11 protein-coding genes and 2 pseudogenes are annotated in these 20,371 nt (G+C 59.6%); 7 read left to right on the top strand and 6 right to left on the bottom strand.

What is annotated here, in order from left to right:
* Positions 1-243 precede the first annotated feature (243 nt).
* Positions 244-1,494, top strand: a complete 1,251-nt coding sequence (gene sstT / locus ACPDZI_RS11620; protein WP_106552688.1) for a serine/threonine transporter SstT — start codon at positions 244-246, stop codon at positions 1,492-1,494.
* Between the two features lie 415 nt (positions 1,495-1,909).
* Here sstT and ACPDZI_RS11615 read toward each other — a convergent pair whose 3' ends face one another.
* From ACPDZI_RS11615 to pabB, 3 genes are all read right to left on the bottom strand, one after another.
* On the bottom strand, positions 1,910-3,208 hold the full coding sequence (locus tag ACPDZI_RS11615) for a serine/threonine transporter (protein WP_438833151.1): 1,299 nt from the start codon (positions 3,206-3,208) through the stop codon (positions 1,910-1,912).
* 215 nt (positions 3,209-3,423) lie between these two features.
* Positions 3,424-3,990 (bottom strand): CoA pyrophosphatase, encoded by a 567-nt coding sequence (locus ACPDZI_RS11610; protein ID WP_438833150.1) that lies wholly within the window; start codon positions 3,988-3,990, stop codon positions 3,424-3,426.
* A gap of 47 nt (positions 3,991-4,037) precedes the next feature.
* Positions 4,038-5,324 carry an aminodeoxychorismate synthase component I gene (gene pabB, locus ACPDZI_RS11605; RefSeq protein ID WP_438834569.1) on the bottom strand — a complete coding sequence of 429 codons (1,287 nt, stop codon included), beginning with the start codon at positions 5,322-5,324 and terminating at the stop codon, positions 4,038-4,040.
* Between the two features lie 296 nt (positions 5,325-5,620).
* Here pabB and ACPDZI_RS11600 point away from each other — a divergent pair, with 296 nt between their 5' ends.
* Positions 5,621-7,144, top strand: a complete 1,524-nt coding sequence (locus tag ACPDZI_RS11600) for a fumarate hydratase (RefSeq protein WP_438833149.1) — start codon at positions 5,621-5,623, stop codon at positions 7,142-7,144.
* Between the two features lie 501 nt (positions 7,145-7,645).
* Here the strand turns inward: ACPDZI_RS11600 and ACPDZI_RS11595 are convergent.
* Positions 7,646-8,134, bottom strand: a complete 489-nt coding sequence (locus ACPDZI_RS11595; RefSeq protein ID WP_438833148.1) for a cell division inhibitor — start codon at positions 8,132-8,134, stop codon at positions 7,646-7,648.
* A 233-nt stretch (positions 8,135-8,367) separates the two neighbouring features.
* Here ACPDZI_RS11595 and ACPDZI_RS11590 point away from each other — a divergent pair, with 233 nt between their 5' ends.
* A complete protein-coding gene (locus ACPDZI_RS11590) occupies positions 8,368-8,565 on the top strand; it encodes a DUF4250 domain-containing protein (protein WP_005300391.1) in 198 nt (65 codons plus the stop codon).
* A 385-nt stretch (positions 8,566-8,950) separates the two neighbouring features.
* Positions 8,951-11,424 (top strand): annotated as a pseudogene (locus ACPDZI_RS11585) (glycogen/starch/alpha-glucan phosphorylase).
* Positions 11,425-11,664: 240 nt separating this feature from the next.
* Here ACPDZI_RS11585 and ACPDZI_RS11580 read toward each other — a convergent pair.
* On the bottom strand, positions 11,665-13,053 hold the full coding sequence (locus ACPDZI_RS11580) for an SLC13 family permease (RefSeq protein WP_076360861.1): 1,389 nt from the start codon (positions 13,051-13,053) through the stop codon (positions 11,665-11,667).
* Between the two features lie 165 nt (positions 13,054-13,218).
* Positions 13,219-13,647, bottom strand: a complete 429-nt coding sequence (gene trxC / locus ACPDZI_RS11575) for a thioredoxin TrxC (protein ID WP_438833147.1) — start codon at positions 13,645-13,647, stop codon at positions 13,219-13,221.
* A 154-nt stretch (positions 13,648-13,801) separates the two neighbouring features.
* On the opposite strand from trxC, the gene ACPDZI_RS11570 reads away from it, so the two are divergent.
* The 3 genes and pseudogenes from ACPDZI_RS11570 to ACPDZI_RS11560 all read left to right on the top strand — a co-directional run bounded on the left by ACPDZI_RS11570 (position 13,802) and on the right by ACPDZI_RS11560 (position 20,341).
* Positions 13,802-16,603, top strand: coding sequence for a response regulator (locus ACPDZI_RS11570; protein ID WP_168965302.1), 2,802 nt, complete (start codon positions 13,802-13,804; stop codon positions 16,601-16,603).
* A 141-nt stretch (positions 16,604-16,744) separates the two neighbouring features.
* Entirely contained in the window at positions 16,745-18,481 is a 1,737-nt protein-coding gene (locus ACPDZI_RS11565) for an ABC transporter transmembrane domain-containing protein (RefSeq protein WP_438833146.1), read from the top strand.
* 109 nt (positions 18,482-18,590) lie between these two features.
* A pseudogene (locus ACPDZI_RS11560) lies at positions 18,591-20,341 on the top strand (ABC transporter transmembrane domain-containing protein).
* The last annotated feature ends 30 nt before the right edge of the window (positions 20,342-20,371 follow it).

Genomic DNA, 20,371 nt, shown 5'->3' with positions numbered 1-20,371 from the left:
GATATTGTGTTATCGCATTGTTGTGGTTTTTTTGTGAGGTAAACCGGATATTTTTCAGTGATTATATGGAAAAAAGCGGTTGCAGATGGGATATTCCTTGTCCGCAACCCCGTGTGTTACCGGACAGGCTCAACAGAAAGCTTGCCGGGACAGATGACGCCAGCCGTGACATGGGTGTCGCCTGGCGTAGCGGTTGCCAACAGGACTAATGATTCACGCACTTCGGTGCTCAGGGACTATTTGATGACACAACAACACCCCCTCGTAAGACTGGTCAACAGTACCAGCCTGGTTAGCCAGATCCTGGTCGGTCTGGTCTTCGGTATCCTCCTTGCCATGTTCATGCCGGAATGGGCCAAAACAGCGGGTCTGCTCGGCAGCCTGTTCGTCGGCGCTCTGAAGGCGGTCGCTCCGCTGCTGGTCTTTGTACTGGTCATGGCAGCGATCATCGGCCACAAGCAGGGCCAGAAGACCAACATGAAACCGATCCTGCTGCTCTATCTGCTGGGTACCTTCCTGGCTGCTGCGGTCGCCGTCGTGGCCAGCTTCCTGTTCCCCTCCAACCTGCATCTGGTGGCCAACAGTGCCGAGATCACCCCGCCGGGCGGCATCACCGAGGTACTGCAGACCCTGCTGTTCAACGTGGTGACCAACCCGGTCAAGGCGCTGCTGGATGCCAACTACATCGGCATTCTGGCCTGGGCCATCGGCCTTGGCATCGCCATGCGCCACGCCAGTGAGGGGACCAAGGCGGTGATCACCGACCTGTCCCATGGCGTCTCCACCATCGTGAAAGCAGTGATCCGCTGCGCGCCGCTCGGCATTCTGGGTCTGGTTGCCTCCACCCTGGCGGAAACAGGCTTTGACGCCCTGTTCGGCTATGCCCACCTGCTGATGGTACTGATCGGCTGCATGCTGTTCATCGCCTTCGTGGTCAACCCGCTGATTGTGTTCTGGAAGATCAAGCGCAACCCCTATCCGCTGGTGCTGACCTGCCTGAAAGAGAGCGGCGTGACCGCCTTCTTTACCCGCAGCTCTGCCGCCAACATCCCGGTCAACATGACACTGTGTGAAAAACTGCGTCTGCCGGAAGACACCTATGCGGTCTCCATCCCGTTGGGTGCCACCATCAACATGGCCGGTGCCGCCATCACCATCACAGTGCTCTCCATGGCGGCGGTACACACCCTGGGGATGGAAGTGGATCTGGCCACCGCCATTCTGCTCTCCGTGGTCGCCACCATCAGCGCCTGCGGCGCATCCGGCGTGGCCGGCGGCTCCCTGCTGCTGATCCCGCTGGCGTGCAGCCTGTTTGGTATCAGCAACGACATCGCCATGCAGGTGGTAGCCGTGGGCTTCATCATCGGGGTACTGCAAGACTCCGCAGAAACGGCTCTCAACAGCTCCACCGACGTGCTGTTCACCGCTGCGGCCTGCATGGCCGAAGATGAAACCCTGCTGGATGCCTCGCCGGTGCCCAACAGCGAAGCCTGATAGCACAGCCTTCACAGCACTGAAAACGCCCTCATTCGAGGGCGTTTTTTATTGTCTGGTGGTTTGGGGGCTGGTCTGGTCCGCATCTTCGTGAGATGAGGAGAGCAGGCTGAAGTGGATACAGCGGGAGTATCAAAAGCCCGGATGAACGCCCTGCCAGGCAGGCGTTGTGGCACCGGCTTGTATAAGCTGCCCGTGCTACGGGCCAGCCATTATCGGTTGCGTTCGAGGGAGGATGACGAGAGAAAGGGGGGAATCGTCGGGATGGGGAGCAGGGCCGGTGTTTGGCGAGTGGTTCGTCGGCCAACATGCCTGTGCATGCTCGCCTGCTGGAGAGCCAGCATCCGCTGCTGTTGGCACCATAAAAAATGCCAGCCGGTTACCCGGCTGGCATGTTTGCTGGCATGGCCGAGTGTCAGCCGAGCAGTTGGTAGAGGATGGCGGAGATGGCCGTCATCCCCATCACAGCCACGAAGACGTTGCTGATATGGCCCTGATACTTCGCCATGGCCGGTACGCGTTTGATGGCGTACATCGGCATGATGAACAGGATGGCGGCGATGATGGGGCCGCCCATCGACTCGATCATGCCGAGGATGGAGGGGTTGATCACCGCGGTGCCCCACAGGGTCAGGATGAAGAAGGCGATGATGAACATTTCGACCTTCTTGTGGTTCGGCTCCTTGCCGGACTTGCGCAGGTTCTGGACGATCATCCCCTTCAGGCCTTCGCGGGCACCCAGGTAGTGACCGAAGAAGGAAGAGACGATGGCCACGAACGCCACCAGCGGACCGAAGTAGGAGATGATGGGGCTGGCGTGCTGGTTGGCCAGGTAGGAGAGCACGGCGATGTTCTGGGACTTGGCTTCTGCCAGCTGCGCCGGGGTCAGGCTCATGACGCAGGAGAAGACGAAGAACATCACGAAACCGAGCAGGATGGTGGCGGTGCGCTTGAGGATGGCGTCAGACTTCTCGACCGCATGTTCGCCATGATCGCGGCGCTGGGCCAGCGAGAAGCTGGAGATGGCCGGGCTGTGGTTGAAGGAGAACACCAGCACCGGAATGGTCAGCCACAGGGTGATGGCAAAGTCCTTGCCGGACGGCATCTGGGAGAGGGCCGCGCCGGTCCAGTCCGGGATCAGGTAGAAGGAGATCCCCACCAGGATGGCGATGAGTGGGTAGACCAGGAACTCGGTCACCTTCAGCATCAGTTTTTCACCGGCCAGCATTACCGACATCATGCCCATGATCAGCACGATGGAGAGGATCCAGCGCGGGGGGGCCGCCATTTGCAACTGGTTGACCATGAAGCTCTCAACCGTGTTGGTGATGCCCACCCCGTAGATCAGCACGATGGGGTAGATGGCGAAGAAGTAGAGCAGGGTGATCAACTTGCCGGCACCCACGCCGAAGTGCTCTTCCACCACTTCCGTGATGTCGGCATCGGGTCTGCTGGAGGAGAGTACGAAGCGGGCGAGGCCGCGGTGGGCCAGGTAGGTCATGGGCCCAACCAGCAGCGCCATCACCACCAGTGGCCAGAAGCCACCCATGCCGGCGTTGATGGGCAAAAACAGAATGCCTGCGCCGACGGCGGTGCCGAACAGGCTGATCACCCAGCTGGTGTCTTGTTTGGTCCAACCACGCGATTGGATGGAGCGGGTTCCTTGCTCCTGTGAGGTCGCAACGTCCTGTGCGCCGGTGACAGTATTAGACATGTGTCTCACCCCGGATTGTGGTTTTTATTGAATCGGCGCAAGGATACGGTTTTTTTAATCAAAAATGTTGATCAAATTCACCTTTATGGGGCTCAAACCCGCATTCTTTTGTGGAAATGTGATCGAAAGAAGAATTAATCAATTATTTTTTATAAAAACCTACGTTAGTTTAATGTTAATGCGCGAATGTTGCACAACCTTTTGTAGGCAAAATGTTATATGGAAAGTTGCCGATAGAGTTGGCGGATCATGCTGGCGGTGGCGCCCCAGATGAAGTGGTGCTGCCAGGGGATCCAATAGATGGTGTGCAAATGATCGGTTCTGGGAATGGTGAGCGCGATATGGTGGCGTGGATCCAGCAGGTGGTTGAGCGGCACTTCGAAAGCCTGGTCGACCTCGTCCCGGCTCAGGGTCAGCTGATAGTCGGCCGTGACCAGCCCCAGCACCGGCAGCACGTCGTATTGGGAGACGGTGTTGAGGGGGGTGAGGGTACCCAGCACCTCTATCTGGGCAGGGACTATGCCGAGCTCTTCCTGAGTTTCCCGCAGCGCCGTGTGGATCAAATCCCGGTCGTCCGGATCCTGCCTGCCGCCAGGGAAGCTTATTTGCCCTGCGTGGTGGCGCAGGTGCGGACTGCGCCGGGTCAGCAGCAGTTGCAGGCCGTCGGCCCGCTCGACCAGCGGCAGCAGCACGGCGGCGGGCTTGAGCCCGGCCACCGTCAGCCGGTGGGCGGGGGCGGGGCGTTGCAATAAAAAGCGGGTCAGCAGTTCGGCACGGTCCATCTCGATTCTTCTTCGCTCCAGTTGCTGTGATCCATTTTGTCAGGTTTTCAACGCAGTGTGTCCAGCAGCGGCAGAATGCGGGCCACCTTGTCATAGGTTTCCTGATATTCGTCGTCCACCTCGGAGTCGGCAATGACGCCGCCACCGGCCCAGCAGTGGAGCTGGCCCTGTGCGGCGATCAGGGTGCGGATGCAGATGCTGGTATCCATCCGGCCGTGCTGGCTCAGATAGCCGATGCTGCCGCAGTAGGCGTTGCGCCGCTGGGGCTCCAGCTCTTCGATGATCTCCATGGCCCGGATCTTGGGGGCACCGGTGATGGAACCGCCGGGGAAACAGGCGCGCAGCAGGTCCACCGCCTGCCACTGGGCGTCCAGTTCGCCGTGGATGGTAGACACCAGGTGATGCACCGCCGGAAAGGACTCTACCGCAAACAGACTGGGTACGCTGACCGAGCCGGGTCGACTCACCCGGCCGATGTCGTTGCGCAGCAGATCCACGATCATCAGATTCTCCGATCTGTCCTTGTCGGCGCCAGCCAGCTCCAGGGCACTGGCCTGATCTTGCTCCGGGTCGGACAGTCGCGGGCGGGTGCCCTTGATGGGCTTGGTCTCGATATGGCGCTGATCGAGCAGCAGGAAACGCTCGGGGGAAAGGCTCAATATGGCGCCCTGCGGCAAGCGCAGGAAAGCCGAGAAGGGGGCGCGGTTGGCTTGGGACAGCGCCTGATAAGCCTGCCACTCGTCGCCCCGATAGGGCGCGCTGAAGCGCTGGGTCAGGTTGATCTGATAGCAGTCCCCGGCGGCCAGATAGGCCTGGACCTTGGCAAACTTGTCACCGTATTGCGCGCGGCTCATGTTGCTCTGCCATCTTCCCTGCAAGGCAAAGGGCTCAGTGGCGGTTGCCTGCTGCGCCTTGAGCCACTGCAGGCGGCGGGCAAGGCCGGCCTCATCGCCCCAGTGCACCAGCTGCCACTGGCCCGTTGCCACGTCCCGCAGCAGGGCCCAGTCATAGATGCCGACCGCCATGTCCGGGATGGTCACGTCACGGGCGGCCAGGCACGGCAAACGCTCGAAACGGCGGCCCAGATCATAGCCAAACAGGCCGAGTGCACCGCCGATGAAGGGCAGGGGCGCCGCCTGATTGATGACCTCTCCCAGCAGGGCGTGTTGGCGTTGGGACAGCAGCGTCAACGGATCATCTTCATGGGATTCGTGCTGATCACCCTGCGCGATGCGGGTCAGCGTCCCCTCGGTCTGCAAAGTGGCCAGCGGATCGGCGGTGATGATGTCAAAGCGGTTGTCTGCTCCCAGCGGGCCGGCGGATTCCAGCAACATGGCCCAGGGCAGATGATGAAGGCGTGCGAACAGGGCATGGAGTGCCGTCTGGTGATCAAAATGGTGGATATGCAGCGTTGGTTTCATTTTTTGTTACACAGGCAACAGTTTACAGCCTGCTCCCTAGCCGGTACGGGGGTGGCAAGCGTATCATAGCCGCCGGAATTTTTAGAAAAAACACGCCGTTGTCTTATCGGGCCGACAGGCAAGCCGCCTGGCACCACCCCACCGAAGCACGGCTCATATGGAAGCCCTTGCTCTGCATCGAGCCGGAGACAAGGACCAGTGAGGATGATATGAGCATCATTAAAAAACAGGATTTTATCGATTCCATCGCCGACGCCCTGCAGTACATCTCCTACTACCACCCCCTCGATTTTGTGCAGGCCGCCAAGGCAGCCTATGACCGCGAAATCAACCCGGCCGCCAAGGACGCCCTGGCCCAGATCCTGATCAACTCCCGCATGTCCGCCGAAGGGCATCGCCCTTTGTGTCAGGATACCGGCATCGTCACCTGCTTCGTCAAGATCGGCATGCAGGTGCAGTGGGACAGCGACATGACGGTGCAGGAGATGGTGGATGAGGGCACCCGCCGTGCCTACACCAATCCGGACAACCCGCTGCGCGCCTCCGTGTTGGCCGATCCCGCCGGCAGTCGCAAGAACACCAAGGACAATGCCCCGGCCGTGGTGCATATCGACATGATCCCGGGTGACAAGGTGGAAGTGAGCATCGCGGCCAAGGGCGGCGGCTCCGAGAACAAGTCCAAGATGGTGATGCTCAACCCCTCCGACGACGTGGTGGAGTGGGTACTCAAAACCGTGCCGACCATGGGGGCCGGCTGGTGTCCACCCGGCATGTTGGGGATCGGCATCGGCGGTACTGCCGAGAAGGCGGCTGTACTGGCCAAAGAAGCCCTGATGGAGCATATCGACATCCAGGAGCTGATCACCCGTGGCCCGGATACCACCGAAGAGAAGTTGCGGGTCGAGCTCTACGACAAGGTCAACAAGCTGGGCATCGGTGCCCAGGGGCTCGGCGGTCTCACTACCGTGCTGGATGTGAAGGTGAAATCTGCGCCGACCCACGCCGCCTCCAAGCCGGTGGTGATGATCCCCAACTGCGCGGCGACCCGACACGTGCACTTCGAACTGGATGGCTCCGGCCCGGCCGAGCTGACTCCGCCGAAGCTGGAAGATTGGCCGGAGATCACCCGCTCGGCTGGCGGCAACGTACGCCGTGTCAATGTCGACGGCATCACCAAGGCAGAGCTTGCTAGCTGGAAGAGCGGGGATACCGTGCTGCTCTCCGGCAAGATCCTGACCGGTCGCGATGCCGCTCACAAACGCATTGCCGACATGCTGAAAAAAGGCGAGGGGCTGCCGGAAGGGGTCGACTTCACCAACCGTTTCATCTACTACGTTGGCCCGGTCGATGCCGTGCGTGATGAAGTGGTCGGCCCGGCCGGCCCGACCACCTCCACCCGGATGGACAAGTTCACCGACATGATGCTAGGTGAGACTGGCCTCATCGGCATGATCGGCAAATCCGAGCGAGGCCCCAAGACGGTCGAGAGCATCAAGCAGCACCAGGCTGTCTATCTGATGGCCGTCGGCGGCGCCGCCTATCTGGTGGCCAAGGCCATCAAGAAGGCGCGGGTAGTGGCCTTTGCCGATCTGGGTATGGAAGCCATCTATGAGTTCGAGGTGGAAGACATGCCGGTGACCGTGGCGGTGGACTCTCAGGGCAACAATATCCATGAAACAGGCCCGGCTTACTGGTCTGCGAAGATTGCCGAGCTCGACAGCAAACTGGCGTGAGCGAAAGCGGTTTGATGGCTGTTCACTCGCGGTCTTGAGACTTTTCTCGAGGCTCAGCGTGAAGCGTGAAGAGACGCGGCGTGTGACCGCCGTGGATATCACCGTCATACAGCTACCGTCTAACAGACAGAACGAAGGCGACCCCAGGGTCGCCTTCTCTTTTGGTCTGCGTGCAGTCGCATGAGTGCCAACTGCTAACTGCTAACTGCTAACTGCTAACTGCTAACTGCTAACTGCTAACTGCTAACTGCTAACTGCTAACTGCTAACTGCTAACTGCTAACTGCTAACTGCTAACTGCTAACTGCTAACTGTGCTCGGTGCGAGGGGCTCTGTACCTTGCTTGCAATGCCGGCTTCCACTTCCGTCTGTCGGCAGGCACTTGCCGCTGTTGTCTGATGGTTGCAAGGCTCTTGTCACTCAGTGATTGAGCGCCAACCGAAAAGCCCGTTCAACTCTCCAGCTCATACTACAAGACTCCTCCTCACACTCTTGGCACCTGTCAGTGGTTGAGATAGACGTCCTGCCCGCCATAGACCAGTGAACCACTGTGGACAGGAGAGGATGTGGCCGGCTCGAAGAAACGGGTCAGAACCCCGCAGCGTTGTCCCAACTTGCTCAACTTGGCGCGATCCAGCATGACCTGCTCCGGCAGCCAGGTCAGCACGGCGGCGCAGCGGCCGTTGCCCAGACTCTGTTCCAGCGTCCGCTGCCAGTTTTTGATCTTGGGGCTATGCACCACCAATACTCTGGCGGGATTGATCCCTTGTGCCTGCAGCTGCTTGGCTACCGGCAGACCGGGTGGCGCGATCAACAGGATCCAGCCGGTATCGCCATGGCTCAGTCTCACCAGTTCATCAAGCAGTGGAGCTTCATGGGCAATCGTTGCGCTATAACGCTCATCATCCATGTTGCCTTGATGCCGGGTGGGCCAGGGATTGCTCATACCGGCTGAGGTGGTGATCGGGTGCTGACTCATGGGCTGGCTCATATGTTTGTCCTGTATGAATAACCATGCTGTATGTGCATACAGTAGTTACTGTTGAAGCCAGTGACAAGCCATTTGTGCTCTAAAATGTGATCGAATTGGCAGTGGTTTAGTCTATGTTGTTGATTGTAAAGGTTATTTATTTTATGTTGGCGGTGGGTGTTTTTTAGCCTATGGACAAAGCAGGAGGGGACGCCCATGGTTATACAGTATGTCTTGCACAGAGGAGAGATGAGATGGACGTCAGCACCTTGCAACGACTGGATGCCAATATCCTGCTCGGGATCATCAATGAGAAGCTGCGGCTGGAGTGTGACGGGCTGGAAGAGTTGTTGGCCTACTACGACATGACGGAGGATCAGCTGGCTACCCGCTTATTGCAGATAGGCTATCACTATGACCCCATGAGCAACCAGTTCAAGGCCCATGGTTGACCCGCAGAAATCAACCGAACAGCCTTGGCCTTTGTTTCTCATGAACAGCGCACATTGAAATCGTTTTCAATGTGCGCTGAATTTTCGGTTATTTTCAAGGATTTTCAGCACTTGGCAATCATTGAAAACCTATTCACGTATTTATATTTTCATGAAGATATTAACTGTATGATTTTAAATGAAATTAAAGATTCATAATGGCAGGTTTTAGGAAAGGGTTTTCAAGCTTGAACTGTCATTTTTATGCGTTAAAGTGTGACTTGCGTTAACTTTTAAACCAGCGGCTTTAGCTAGTATGCCCACGCCGGAACATATTCTGAGATAACAACAGCGCCGGTCCCTGATGGGATAACAATTTATTATTCTGTAACGAAGGAAATGGTTTATGGCTACCAAGAAGAAGACAGACCAGGATCTCCAACTGGATAAAGATCAGCTCAAGGCGAGTATCGTGCGTCACCTGCGTTCTACCTTGGGTACAAGCGAACAGAAAGCCTCGCCAGAAGCGTGGTGGAAAGCGACCGCAGCCGCCGTCAACGAACAGGTGTACGAGCGCCTGACCCGTACTCAACAGACTCACTTCAAGAAAGATACTCGTGCGATTCACTATCTCTCTGCTGAATTTCTGATGGGGCGTTTGACCTCCAACAACCTGCACAACCTCTCCCTGTACAAAGTTTGCGAAGAGGCGCTGGGTGAACTCGGTCTGGAGCTGACCGATCTGTGTGAACAAGAGCCCGACATGGCGCTCGGCAACGGCGGTCTGGGCCGTCTGGCCGCCTGCTTCATCGATTCCCTGGCGACCCTGAACTACCCGGCGGTCGGTTATGGTATCCACTACGAGCACGGCCTGTTCCGTCAGGAAATTCAGGATGGTCGCCAGATTGAGCGCCCCGACTCCTGGCGTGAATATGGCAACCCCTGGGAGATCTGCCGCCCGGAATCCGTGCAGGAGATCCCGCTCTATGGCTATGTCGAGACCGTCTTTGGTGACAACGGTGGCCTCAAGAAGGTGTGGCACGCTGGCCGCAAGATCAAAGGGGTGCCTTGGGATATCCCGGTGGTCGGCTTTGGCGGTCATACCGTCAACATCCTGCGCCTGTGGGAATCCCGCGCCTCCGAGTTCTTTGACTGGGACGTGTTCAACGCCGGCGGTTATATCGACTCCCAGGCGGAGAAAGCCCAGGCCGAGACCATCTCCAAGGTGCTCTATCCGAACGATGAGACCGATGCGGGCAAAGAGCTGCGTCTGATCCAGCAGTACTTTTTCTGTGCCTGCTCCATCAAGGACATCATGCGTCGCTACAAGCGGGTGCATGGCGCCGACTTCAGCAACTTTGCCGCCCAGATTGCCATCCAGCTCAACGATACCCACCCCACCGTGGCCATCCCCGAACTGATGCGGGTGCTGGTGGACGAAGAGGGGCTGACCTGGGACGCGGCCTGGGCCATCAGCTATCAGGTCTTCTCCTACACCAACCACACCCTGCTGCCGGAAGCGCTGGAGAAGTGGTCGGTCAGTCTGTTCGAGAAGGTGCTGCCCCGTCATCTTGAGGTGATTTACGAGATCAACGCTCGCTTCCTGAGCGAGCTGGTGGAGCCCAAGTGGCCGGGTAACGATGCCATCAAGGCCAAGCTCTCCATCATCGAAGAGGGTGATGTGCGCAAGGTGCGCATGGGCAACCTGTGCGTCATTGGCTCCTCCAAGGTCAACGGTGTGGCCGAGATCCACTCCAAACTGGTGAAGGAAGATCTCTTCCCCGAGTATGCCGAGCTGTGGCCCCAGAAGATGTGCAATGTCACCAACGGGGTGACCCCGCGTCGCTGGCTGCTGGCCTGCAACCCGGAACTGGCCGAGCTTTACAACGAGGTGGTGGGCAAAGAGTGGCCGCTGCAGCTCGACAAGCTGCGCAGCGTGGTCAAATTTGCCGACGACACGGCATTCCAGCAGCAGTTCATGACCATCAAGCGCCACAACAAGGAGAAGCTGGTCAAGGTGATCAAGGCCGAAACCGGCATCGAGGTGAGTTCGGAGGCGATCTTCGACGTGCAGATCAAGCGTCTGCACGAGTACAAGCGTCAACAGCTGAACCTCATCCATATCATGGCGCTCTACCGTCGCCTGCTGGCCAACCCCGACTATGACATGCACCCGCGGGTGTTCATCTTCGGCTCCAAGGCGGCGCCTGGTTACAAGCTGGCCAAAGACATCATCTACGCCATCAACAAGCTGGCGGAGCGGGTCAACAACGATGCCCGCATCCAGGGCAAGCTGAAAGTGGTGTTCATGCCGAACTACCGCGTGAGCCTGGCCGAGAAGCTGATCCCGGCGGCGGATGTCTCCGAGCAGATCTCCACCGCCGGCTATGAAGCCTCCGGTACCGGCAACATGAAGATGGCGCTCAACGGTGCCATCACCATCGGCACGCTGGACGGCGCCAATATCGAGATCGCCGAAGAGGCGGGAGCCGAGAACTGCGCCATCTTCGGTCTGAACGTTGACGAAGTGAAGGCATTGAAGGGGCGCGGCTACAACCCGTATGACTTCTACTATGCCAACTCCGAGCTCAAGGCCGTGCTGGACTGGTTTGATACCGACTATTTCACGCCGGGTCGTCCGGGCGAGCTCTCCTCCATCAAGCGTTCCTTGCTGGAAGGGGGGATCCCTACCTGACCCTGGCCGATTTCGCCTCCTACTCGGAAGCCCACAAGCTGATCGATACCTGGTATCGGGATCCGGCTCTGTGGGCGAAGAAGGCCATCATCAACTCGGCCACTATGGGCAAATTCAACTCCGATCGCTCCATCCAGGACTATGTGGATCGCATCTGGCGATTGAAACCCTGCAGCATCGGCTGACCTGACGGTAAACCAGCAAACCCCCGCCATGCGGGGGTTTTTTATTTTGGGTGGGCGGTGTTGGTGATGGGGATTGAGGAAAAGAGAGCACAAGCGGGAAACGTCAAACCAGAACCTTCACAATACGGCTCTTTTAGCTGAGAACAGTGGCGATGCACGGGTGAGAGGGGGGCTTGTCGAGATTGCATGCAGAAGATGCAATAAAAAGGCCCCGTCAGGGGCCTCTTGGTACTCGGCATATCAGTGCAGTATGTCGCCCATGAAGTAGGCGAGCAGGGTCAGAATGACGGTGAAGACCAGGTTCAGCACCAGGCCGGCCCGCATCATCTCACGCTGTTTGATATGGCCGCTGGCGAACACGATGGCGTTGGGCGGGGTGGCCACCGGCAGCATGAAGGCGCAGGAGGCGCCGACGGCGATCAGCACGGAGACGACGATGGGCGATACCCCCAGCGCCTGGGCTACCCCGGCAAACAGCGGTACCAGCAGGGCGGCAGTAGCGGTGTTGGAGACCAGCTCGGTCAGGAATACCACGAACGCGGCCAGACAGAGCAGGATGATAAAGATCGGCATGGTGGCCAGACCGTTGGAGAGGTGCTCCGCCAGGAAGGCGTTGGCCCCGGTCTGCTTCAGGATGGCGCTTAAGGTGAGGCCGCCACCAAACAGCATCAGCACGCCCCAGTCGGTGTTCTGGTTGATGTCATCCCAGCTGGCCACCCGGCTGATGGCAATGGCCACGATGGCGCCCATGGCGATCAGGGTATCGAACTGGGGAATGCCTCCCAGTGCCTTGGCGATGGGCTGGGAGCCGATCCACAGCAGTACTGTGGTCAGGAAGATGAGCAGGGTGATCTTGCGTTGACCGGTCCACTGGATGGTGACCTTCTCGGTGCTGACCTGATGGGAGAGGTTGGGACGGGTCACCATATAAAGCAGGCCGATGCCCACCGGCATGAAGATGAGTACCACCGGGATGCCGAACTTCATCCAGTCGGTGAAACCCAGCCCCATCTGGGCAGCTGCGATGGCGTTGGGCGGGCTGCCGACCAGGGTGCCGATGCCGCCGATGCTGGCGCTGTAGGCGACTCCCAGCAGGACGAAGACCAGGGTACGGCGCTCCTTGTGGGCATCGATACCTTTCAGCATGCCGAGGGCCAGCGGCATCATCATGGCGGCGGTGGCGGTGTTGCTGATCCACATGGAGAGGGCGGCCGTGATGGTGAAGAGCACGATGGCGGCCCAGCCGAGATGGCCTCTGGCAAGCTGCATCACCTTGGCGGCGATCTGGGTATCCAGCCCCTGTTTGGAGAGTGCAGCGGCCAGTGCAAAGCCGCCGAAGAACAGAAACAGTACCGGGTTGGCGAAGTCCGTCAGGGACTTGCTCATGTCAAAGACACCGAGCAGGGTGGCAAGTACCGGGATGGAGAGGGCCGTGATGGTGATGTTGACTGCTTCAGTCAGCCAGAGGATGGCGATGAAGACCAGGATCCCCAGCCCCTTGTTGACGTTGGGGTCAAAGGGGAGCCAGGCCAGCATGGCACAGAGCAGCAACACATCCAGGATGACGATCCCGGATTTGATGTCCAGCCAGCGTGATGGGGTAGTGGAGGGTACTGCAGATGTGTGCATATTGTTCTCTCGGTTAATTTATGGTTGTTGTTGTGTTGCCGAGATTACATTCATCCCCCCGTTCGAAACAGGGGGAACTGGTCAAAGCATGCCGGGACTCACAGAGTCAAGGCAAGCGAAAACATTAAATAAACACAAATTAAACATATCGGTATCATTTGTGGCTTAGATGAAGCTGTGCAACCACTCCTTGAACAGACTGGGAGGAAGGGAGCCACTGCGCTGTGCCACCATCTTGCCCTGCTTGAAGACCATCAGGGTGGGAATGCTGCGAATGGCGTAACGGGCCGCAATGGCGGCTTGTTGCTCGGTATCGACCTTGACGAAACGGAGCCTTGGTTCAAGTTCACTGGCAACTTGTTGAAAAACAGGTGAAAATTGAAGGCATGGCCCGCACCAGCTGGCCCAGAAGTCGACCACGACCGGGATGTCAGACTGGATCAGGGTATCGAACTGCTGCTCCTGGCCGTTGACCGGGCTGGTGGTGAACAGCCCGCTCTTGCAGCGGCCGCATTTCGCGTTTGAATCCACTTTTTCTTCAGGCAGGCGGTTCCTGGTGAAGCAATAGCTACAATAGGTAGTGATAAATGACATAATTGATTCCTGTATACATAAGCCCTGCAACATCTTATTGCACTGACAGGGCAGAGTAACGGTAACATAGTCGCCAGTTATCTTTCACAGCCAGTGATCCTGTGTCGACATGATGTCGGTGGATACGTGGCCATGACATGAGAATCGAGACGGGATGAATAATGTGACACGGGTCAATCGTGTTGTGCTTAGCCTGATCATCGTATCGCTGCTGGGGTTTTCCGGCTATTGCTGGCAGCTGCTCAGCCAGCAGCAGAAGGCCTCCGAACTCAGCGTTGCGGCAGAGTTGATCCTCAACCGGGTCAATACCGACACCGTCTATCTGCTTGGCCGCGAGAAAGCCAACGACGGCAACGTACAGCAACGTCTTAACCAGTTGTCGAGCAACCTCGACAGTTTTGTGCGCCAGGTGCGCAACGATCCCGACTCTGCCGATAATCCCCACTCCCAATCCCTGTTGCACGACATCGACAGCTATTTGCTCGACTTGGCCAAGCTTTATTCCATGGAGATGGCGATCGAGTACATAGAGCAGCCTTTTCAAAAGCAGCTCAACGGCTTGCTAGCCACCTTGCCGGCAGACTCTCCGCTTGCCATCGACCTGACCGAGCTGGCCCAGCTCAGTCACTACCTCAAACGCAGCTGGGACAAGGGCGAGCAGCTGCGGCTGCAGGCCCTGCAGCGACGCCTCAAGACGGCCTATCCTTCCAATCCCGAAGTGGCGGGACTGGCCCAGCTGAGCGAGGATGTCAGCCATCAGGTGGTGGAGTACCACGTGCTGCGCAACCAGGTGATCGACATGCACGAACTGGAGGGGCTGTCACTCTGGAAGCAGAGCAAGATGGAGCAGGCCTCCTCCCTCAAGAGCCGCTTCTATCTGATGGTATTGGGGGGGGCCATGCTCTGTTTCGGACTGGTGGCGGTGACCCTGTGGCGGCGCAACCAGAAGCTGAGCGAGCTGTCGCGCCAGACCGGCTTGCTGGCCCAGGCCAAGAGCGATTTTCTGGCCAACATGAGCCACGAGATCCGCACCCCCATGAACGCCATCATCGGGTTCAGCTCGCTGGCATTGCAGACTGAGCTGGATCAGCAGCAGCGGGATTATCTCAGCAAGATCAAATCCTCATCGGATACCCTGCTGCTGCTCATCAACGACATTCTGGATCTGACCAAGGTGGAGTCCGGCAAGCTGACCCTGGAGGAGATCGACTTCGATCTGAGCGAGCAGATCGACTCGCTGGCTGGCATGTTTGCCGACCTGGCCGAGCGCAAGCAGGTCGAGGTCATTATCAACAAGTCGCCAGCCGTGCCGGATTTTCTGCGCGGCGATCCGCTGCGCCTCGGCCAGGTGCTGGTCAATCTGGTCAACAACGCCATCAAGTTTACCGAGCGGGGCGAGGTGGAAGTGGCCATCACCCTGGTCAACCAGCACCCCATGCAGGTGCGTTTCAGCGTGCGTGACACCGGCATCGGCATCGCCGAGGAGAAACAGGCCCAGCTGTTCCAGCCTTTCACCCAACTGGAGGCAGGCAATACCCGCAAATACGGCGGCTCCGGCCTGGGTCTCAACATCTCCCAGCGTCTGGTCGAACTGATGGGGGGCCGGATCACGGTACAGAGCAAGCCGGGAACGGGCTCGGTCTTCCAGTTCGAGATCCCCATGACCAAGGCTGTCTACGGCGTCTCCGGGCGGCGGGTCTTCTTCGAGCATCAGCCGCTGGTGCTGGTGATGGATGACAACGAGCTGGTGCTGGACCTGGCCAAGGATATCCTGGGCCGGGCCGGTGCCAGGGTGATGGCGGTCAACAGCCTCTCCCGGGCTCGTCAGGTGCTGCGGGAAGAGGGACAGAATATCCGGCTGGCCATTCTGGACTGGCGCATGGGGCAGGAAGACGGGCTGGATCTGGCGCTCGAGATGTATCAGCACAGCCAGTGGCGCCGTTTGCCGATCCTGATGACCAGTGCCTGGGCCAAGGAGGGACTGCATGGGCGGATGGAGAGCATGGGATTGACCCACTTCCTGCCCAAGCCGATGACCGAAAATGCCCTGCTGGCCAAGGTGGACGAGCTGCTCAACGGCAGCTCCCACGATCAGCAGTTCCGCCAGGCCGAGGCGCAGGGGGATCAGCAGCATTTTCGCGAGCTGCTGCAAGGTATCCGGGTACTGCTGGCCGAGGACAACCGGGTCAACCAGCAGCTCATCATCGAATACCTGCGCCGAGTCGATGCTCTGGTGACTGTGGTGGGCAACGGCCGGGAGGCGGTCGAGCGGGTGGCCGAGCAGCCCTTCGACGTGATTCTGATGGACTTGCAGATGCCGGTACTGGACGGGCTGGATGCCACTCGCCAGATCCGCAAGATGGTCGACAAGCACGATGTCCCCATCATCGCCCTGACTGCCAGCGCCATGCCGGGGGACAGGGAACGTTGCCTCGGGGTCGGCATGAACGGCTATGTCACCAAGCCGGTCAGCAAGCTCGATCTCTACAACAACCTGCTGCAGTGGGTGAAGAGCGCCAGCGGCGAGCGGCGGGTGCCGCTCGAGGTGAAACCGCCCGACCTGATGGGAGTGCTGGATCTGGAGGATGCTCTCAGGCGGCTGGAGCAGGACAAGGAGGCACTGCAGATCCTGTTCAAGCTGTTCATGTCGGAGCACAAGGATGACCTGTGGGAGATCCGCTCCGCCCTGCGTCGTCAGCAGCCCGATATCGCCTGCCGGTTGCTGCATACCCTCAAGGGGGTCTCCGCCAATATTTCCGCCTCCCGTCTGCAGATCATGGCCGGTGAGCTGGAGTGGCGGTTGCGCCAGCAGGAGGAGCTGACCGAGCAGGATCTGGAGCAGTTGCAACAGGTGTTCAGTCTGACCCGGGAGGAGGTGTCCCACTTCCTGCTCACCGGGGAGCAGCATGAAACACCGTACGCAGGCTTCGGACAGCGTGATGATCGCTTGTTGTAGCAGGTGAAATAGCAATAATTCTCAAGCCGCTTGCTTCAGGCTATCATGACCCCCTCGTATCGCCCCCAGCCGGGGGCGATTGCATTGAGTTTCCCCGTGATGGGCGCCGGCTCTGGGCCGGTCGCGACAAAGGATATCTACGTGAGCGTATTTGCAAGGCTGGGCTGGTTCTTCAAGGAGCAGTGGCGGCGTTACCTGATCGCCATCTCCCTGTTGATGATGGTGGCCCTGTTGACCGTGATCCCGCCCAAGGTGGTGGGCTGGGTGGTGGATGGCATCGCCAAAGGATCCCTTGATAGTGCAACCCTGACGGGCTATCTGGCCGGGCTGTTTGGCCTTGGCTTGCTCATCTATCTGCTGCGCTACGTGTGGCGGGTCATGCTGTTTGGCGCCTCCTATCGGCTCGCCTATGTGCTGCGCAACCGGCTGTTCAGCCACTTCACCCGCATGAGCCCGGACTTTTATCAGCGCCACCGAACCGGCGATCTGATGGCCCACGCCACCAACGACATCCAGGCGGTGGAGATGACCGCCGGGGAAGGGGTGTTGACCCTGGTGGACTCCATCATCGTCGGGGTGCTGGTGCTCTCCATCATGTGCAGCCAGTACTCCTGGCAGCTGACTCTGCTCTCCCTGTTGCCGTTGCCGGTGATGGCGTTCTTCATGAACCGCTTCGGCACCCAGATCTACAAGGAGTTCAAGGCGGCGCAGGGTGCCTTCTCGCGGCTCAACAACAAGACCCAGGAGGCGCTATCCGGCGTGCGGGTGCTCAAGTCCTATGCGGTAGAGTCGCTCGAAGATCGCGGTTTTGCCGAGCTGACCCGGGAGGCGGGCGCCTGCAACATGGCGGTGGCCCGCATCGATGCCAAGTTCGATCCCGTGATTTACCTGTGCATCGGCTGCTCCTACTTTCTGGCGGTGGCCGGCGGCAGCGCTCTGGTGCTGCGTGATGAGTTGACCCTGGGGGAGCTCACCAGCTTCACCATGTACCTCGGTCAGCTGATCTGGCCCATGTTCGCCATCGCCTGGTTGTTCAACATCATCGAGCGTGGCAGCGCCGCCTATTCACGGATCGAAAGCCTGCTCGGCGAGCGTAGCGACATCGAAGAGCCGGCCCAGCCGGTGGCGCTGGCCTCGGCCTTTCCGCTGCGCGCCGCGGCGCTCAGCTACCAGCTCGAGCAGCGCACTCTGCTGCGCAATGTGGATTTCACCCTGCAAGCCGGCGGCATGCTGGGGATCGTCGGGCGCACTGGCGCGGGCAAGAGTTCCCTGCTCAAGCTGTTGATGCGACTGGCCAACCCCACTACGGGGGAGATCCGCATGGGGGAGGTGCCCATCTCGCAATTGGCGCTGGGTGAGCTGCGCGGCCAGTTTGCCTATGTGCCGCAGGAGCCGTTTCTTTTCTCCACCACCATTGCCGCCAACATCGCCCTCGGCCGTCCCGATGCCAGCCGGGAGGAGATTGAGCAGGTGGCGCGTATCGCCTGCGTGCACGACGACATCAACCGTTTCCCCAAAGGCTATGAGACCAAAGTGGGGGAGAAGGGGGTGACCCTCTCCGGCGGCCAGAAACAGCGGCTCGCCATCGCCCGTGCCCTGTTGCTGGAGGCGCCCATCCTGGTGCTAGACGATGCCCTCTCGGCGGTGGATGCCCACACCGAGCAGCAGATCCTGCACGCTCTCAAGGCCCACAAGCGTACCCTGATCCTGGTCAGCCACCGGATGACGGCGGTGGAGCAGGCCGACGAGATCCTGGTGCTGGATCAGGGTCATGTCAGTGAGCGGGGTCGCCACGGTGCCCTGATGGCCTACAACGGCTGGTATGCCGACATGGTGCGTTACCAGCGTCTCGAGCAAGACGTGGAGGAGAGCCTGTGAGTCCACTCATCAAGAGTGCCTTCACTCGGTATGGCGCAGAGCCTGAGTGCTGGTATGTCGGCCTGGAGTCTCATCATCAGCGGCTGAAACAAGACGTGGAGGAGCGCCTGTGAACCCGACCATCAAACGACTGCTCGGGTACTGCGCCCGTTATCCGCGCTGGCTCATTCAGGCGGGGATCTGCCTGCTGTTGGCCACCGGCGCCGAAGTGGCCGGTCCCTTGCTCATCAAGCTGTTCATCGATGACTATCTGGCGCCGCGCCAGCTGGTGTGGCCCGCCATCGCGGCCATCGCAGCCGGCTATCTCGGCTTGCAGGTATTGTCTGCGGCCGGTTTCTACCTGCAGTCCCTGCGCTTCAACCGCATCGCCCAGGCGGTGGTGCAGCGGCTGCGCGAGCAGGTGTTTGCCACCGCCATCCGGCTGCCGGCCCGTTACTTTGACCAGCATCGCTCCGGCTCGCTCATCTCGCGCATCACCAACGACACCGAGGCGATCATGAACCTCTATGTACAGGTGATCGGGCTGTTGGTGCAGAAGGTGGTGCTGCTGTGCGGCATCCTCATCTCCATGGCGCTGCTGGATCTGCGGCTGATGCTGGTGTGCGCCTGTCTGTTGCCGGCAGTGGGCGGAGTAATGTGGCTTTATCAGAAACTGAGCGTGCCTGTGGTGCGGGCGACCCGCAGCCTGCTCTCCGACATCAACAGCCGTCTCAACGAGTCGCTGCAGGGGATGCCGGTCATTCAGGCCATGGTGCAGGAGCGCCATTTCGCCAACGCCTTTGCCGAGGTGAATCAGCAGCACTGGGCGGCGCGGCTCAAGAGCCTGAAGATCAACGGCATCCTGCTGCGCCCGCTCATCGATCTCTTCTACATGATGGTGCTGATCGGCCTGTTGGCGCTGTTTGCCCGTGAGGGGCTGAGTGCGGATGGCGCCATCCAGGTGGGGGTGCTCTACGCCTTCATCAGCTATCTGGGGCGGATGATCGAGCCGCTTATCGAGATGACCAACCAGCTCAACCAGTTGCAGCAGGCCATGGTGGCCGGGGAGCGGGTCTTTGCCCTGCTCGATGAAGCGCGCGAGAGCACCGAGGGCGAGATGCGGCCGCTCCAGGGGCAGGTGAGCTTCGAGCGGGTGAGTTTCTCCTACGATGGCGAGCAACAGGTGCTGCGGGATGTGAGCTTTACCGCCAAACCGGGCCAGATGCTGGCGCTGGTGGGTCACACCGGCAGCGGCAAGTCCACCATCATCAGCCTGCTGATGGGCTTCTACCCGCTGGATCAGGGCACCATTCGCTTCGATGATCATCCGATGGCGAGCCTGTCGCTCTCGGCGGTGCGCCGCAGCATCGGGCTGGTCCAGCAAGATCCTTTTATCTTCGTCGGTACCTTGGCGGAAAACCTGCGGCTCGGTCGCGACGGCATCGACGAGGCGCGCCTCTGGCAGGCGCTGACCGAGGTGCAGCTGGCCGAGTTCGTGCTGAGCCTGCCGGAGGGCTTGAACACCCTGATGGAGGAGGGGGCAAGAACCTCTCCGCCGGCCAGCGCCAGCTGCTCTCCTTTGCCCGCGCCCTGGTGGGGGATCCGCGTATCCTCATTCTGGACGAGGCGACCGCCAGCGTGGACTCCCAGACCGAGCTGGCCCTCTCTTCGGCGCTGGCGGCGGCACGGCGCGGCCGTACCACCATCGCCATCGCCCACCGCCTCTCGACCATCGTCGATGCGGACGAGATCCTGCTGCTCTCTCGCGGTCAGGTGAACGAGCGGGGTACCCATGGCGAGCTGATGGCGCTGGGCGGCCATTATGCCCAGTTGTTCGAGATGCAGAGCCAAGGGGCCTGGCTCGAAGAGAAGCGAGCCTGATCGATCGCCACAGGAATGAGCAGAGGGAAC

This window comes from Aeromonas oralensis (assembly GCF_049665575.1).
GTDB lineage: Bacteria > Pseudomonadota > Gammaproteobacteria > Enterobacterales > Aeromonadaceae > Aeromonas > Aeromonas hydrophila.
The sequence above is the reverse complement of the archived record's forward strand: the minus strand, read 5'-3'. Positions and strand labels throughout refer to the sequence as shown.

Bases quoted from the DNA above. Each gene is read 5' to 3' on its own strand.
- sstT (WP_106552688.1), top strand. From the start codon at position 244: ATGACACAACAACACCCCCTCGTAAGACTGGTCAACAGTACCAGCCTG.
- ACPDZI_RS11615 (WP_438833151.1), bottom strand. From the start codon at position 3,208: ATGTCTAATACTGTCACCGGCGCACAGGACGTTGCGACCTCACAGGAG.
- ACPDZI_RS11610 (WP_438833150.1), bottom strand. From the start codon at position 3,990: ATGGACCGTGCCGAACTGCTGACCCGCTTTTTATTGCAACGCCCCGCC.
- pabB (WP_438834569.1), bottom strand. From the start codon at position 5,324: ATGTTGCTGGAATCCGCCGGCCCGCTGGGAGCAGACAACCGCTTTGAC.
- ACPDZI_RS11600 (WP_438833149.1), top strand. From the start codon at position 5,621: ATGAGCATCATTAAAAAACAGGATTTTATCGATTCCATCGCCGACGCC.
- ACPDZI_RS11595 (WP_438833148.1), bottom strand. From the start codon at position 8,134: ATGAGCCAGCCCATGAGTCAGCACCCGATCACCACCTCAGCCGGTATG.
- ACPDZI_RS11590 (WP_005300391.1), top strand. From the start codon at position 8,368: ATGGACGTCAGCACCTTGCAACGACTGGATGCCAATATCCTGCTCGGG.
- ACPDZI_RS11580 (WP_076360861.1), bottom strand. From the start codon at position 13,053: ATGCACACATCTGCAGTACCCTCCACTACCCCATCACGCTGGCTGGAC.
- trxC (WP_438833147.1), bottom strand. From the start codon at position 13,647: ATGTCATTTATCACTACCTATTGTAGCTATTGCTTCACCAGGAACCGC.
- ACPDZI_RS11570 (WP_168965302.1), top strand. From the start codon at position 13,802: ATGAATAATGTGACACGGGTCAATCGTGTTGTGCTTAGCCTGATCATC.